Genomic DNA, 1,537 nt, shown 5'->3' on the forward strand with positions numbered 1-1,537 from the left:
GGGCGTTGGTATGACTCCCCTTGTCAATAAAAAGATCTCTTTCTTCTCCAACACTAATTAGATTTCAGCCTCTATTAAATGAGCTAATGCATAGATAAAGCAAGTAATGTCGTCGGTTTTCATGCTGGTATTCGTAGGTTACTTAGTCGGACTATGCAGTGCTAACCTTACTTTTTTCGACGTGGCACCTGTCTTCAGTCTATGTTCGTGGATTAATGTAAAACTACATCGCCTTCATAACGCCGTCGGTGGTTGTGCCACATCCGATGCTTTTCTATTGCATTAGCTCGTATCGGTTTCATTTAAGCAGGTACCCTAGATAGTCTTTGGCGAACATCAACAGGGGTTAATACAACTTCTCGTGCGATAGCCCAAATATAAGCCACCATTTCTCTGGCTATCGCTGTAATTACGAGGTTGTAATGTTTACCACGTTTCATCAGTCGCTGATAACGCCTACAGAGCCTAAGTTGAGCTTTCCATGCGATATCCACTATCTCTTTGCTTAAGCTTTCTTGACGTTTCTGTAAATCGGTTGAGATATTGGCAGAGTGGCGGTAAGAGTGTGCACCTTCAACCAGTAACCTTCGCGCTCTAGTATTGCCACATTTAGTAATGCCACTTAGATTTCGTTTGCCACCACTCGAGTGCTCACTTGGTACGAGTCCAAGGTAACTCATTAACTTTCGTGGGTGGTCAAAGCGACTTAAATCACCTAGCTCTGAGACGACACCTACGGCTACCAATAGCCTTACACCACGCATGGCTTGTATAGCTTTAACTACCGGGTAATAGCGCCATAGACGAACATTATGCTCAAGCTCATTATCGAGCCTTTGCAGACGCTTCATTCGTTCAGTAATAGTCTGGATATACTCTTGCAAGACAATTTGTTGGCTAGGATACGGCAGCACCAGCTCTGTTAACCAACGCAGATGCTGCTTGGTCCAGTTGTCTTTGATTTTGGCTTGTATGTTGTTTCTGAGCAGTAAAGCTTTTAGCTGATATTTGGCGTCTTTTAGGTCTTTCATCGCGACCTCTCTAGCTCTTGATAGGTCTCGAATGGCTTCGTCTTCAGGTTCTGGTACATAAATAGGCTCGATGTCACCATTTCGCAAGAGGTTCGCCAGATTGGCCGCGTCACGTTTATCTGTCTTAATCTTGTCACCAGGCTTTTTAGGAAGCAATGAAGGTGCAACCACATAGCAGCAATGTCCAAGACTGGTAAGAAGGCGATAAACCCAATAGCCACATGGGCCAGCTTCATAAACAAAGTGTAATGTAGCGTAGGGATATTTAGATTGCAGCTGTTTACAAAGCTTCTTTATTGACGCTTTGGAATTTGGAATACGACCAAGATGGGTAGGCTTTTGCCCCCGGACATCTTCGCAATAAGCGACCTGATTAAATTCCTTGTGAGTATCTAAACCAATGAAAAGTATGCTATGTTTTGACATGCTAACCTCCTGATTATATTTTGAAGAATATTTTTGGCTCTGGTTTAGGCTAACCCATGTGCAGGAGGTTAGCACTGTCT

Annotated in this window: 1 protein-coding gene; it reads right to left on the reverse strand. The window is 43.5% G+C overall.

The features are described from left to right. Positions 1-302: 302 nt before the first annotated feature. On the reverse strand, positions 303-1,457 hold the full coding sequence (locus tag GFB48_RS17075) for an IS110 family transposase (protein WP_163938643.1): 1,155 nt from the start codon (positions 1,455-1,457) through the stop codon (positions 303-305). Between the last annotated feature and the right edge of the window lie 80 nt (positions 1,458-1,537).

This window comes from Paraferrimonas sp. SM1919, assembly GCF_010993985.1.
GTDB lineage: Bacteria > Pseudomonadota > Gammaproteobacteria > Enterobacterales > Shewanellaceae > SM1919.

Coding starts and splice junctions, on each gene's coding strand:
- GFB48_RS17075 (WP_163938643.1), bottom strand. CDS start 1,457: ATGTCAAAACATAGCATACTTTTCATTGGTTTAGATACTCACAAGGAA.